Annotated in this window: 1 protein-coding gene; it reads right to left on the bottom strand. The window is 65.1% G+C overall.

What is annotated here, in order from left to right:
* The coding region (locus AC1D1X_RS24300; RefSeq protein WP_477699487.1) for a flavodoxin family protein at positions 1-957 on the bottom strand (957 nt) is incomplete at its 3' end.
* Between the last annotated feature and the right edge of the window lie 48 nt (positions 958-1005).

Below are 1005 nucleotides of genomic sequence, written 5' to 3'. Positions count from 1 at the left end.
GGCTTTGTCTGCGTCCAGCGTGTCGTGGCTGGTGGCATAGGGTTCGTAGTAGCCGATGTAGCGGTCCAGCCGGGCCGGGCTGCCGGCATCAATCAGGCCCATCCAGTCCAGCCAGTCGCACAGGCCGCGGCGTGTGCCTTCGATCCCGGCCACGTCGCCATGCACCACGACGCCATACGCGCGGCCTGCCAGGTGCTTGGGATAGTCCCAACCTTTCATCTCCAGCGCCTTGGCTTCCTCGGGCTTTTTGCCGTGGGTGGTGGTGGGGTCGGGGTTGCCGCCGTCGGCACACACCAGGCGGTCGATCATGAGCTTGAGCGGGCTGGGTGACTGGTACCAGTAGACGGGCGTGAGGATGATGACGGCATGCGCGGCCGTCCAGCGTTCGTAGATCTCGGCCATCCAGTCGCTGGTTTGCCCCAATGAATGGTTGGGGTAGCAGCTGCAGGGCCAGTGGCACAGCGGCATGGCGGTGGACACGCAGCCTTTGCAGGGGTGGATGTGAAGGTTGTAGCTGGAGGTGAGCAGGCTGAGGTCCAGCACATCGGGATCCATGCCCGCTTCCTGGAGTGTGGTCTTCGCGCTGTTGAGCAGGCGCCAGGTCTTGGAGATTTCACCGGGGCAGGTGCCGTCGTTGCGGGCGGAGCCGCACACCAGCAGCACGCGGGAGGGTGTGGCCGGGTCTTTCCAGGCCGCCTGCGCTTTGGCCAGGCGTTCGCGGGTTTCCAGCCATTCGACGGACAGTTCGTAGTCGGGGTCGGCAAATTCCTCGCCGGCCTTGCGCGTGTGGGGCGCCTTGCGGCCTTCCTGGTAGGCGTCCCAGGCCACGCTTTCAAGCCGGGCCAGGGCTTCGTCTTCCTGCCGGAATGCCGGGTCGACAAAAGATTGCATAAAGCGTTCGTGGAACGCGTCGCGTGAGAGGAGGGCCGGTGCCTGGCCTTTGCGTACCGTGGTCATCTGCCGAGTCTAGTGACGCTGCAGGGCTTGAACCGGGGGTTTCGATGC

Source organism: Polaromonas sp. P1_G4, from assembly GCF_056405475.1.
Note: the sequence above shows the minus strand (reverse complement) of the source record. Positions and strands in the feature narration are given on the sequence as shown.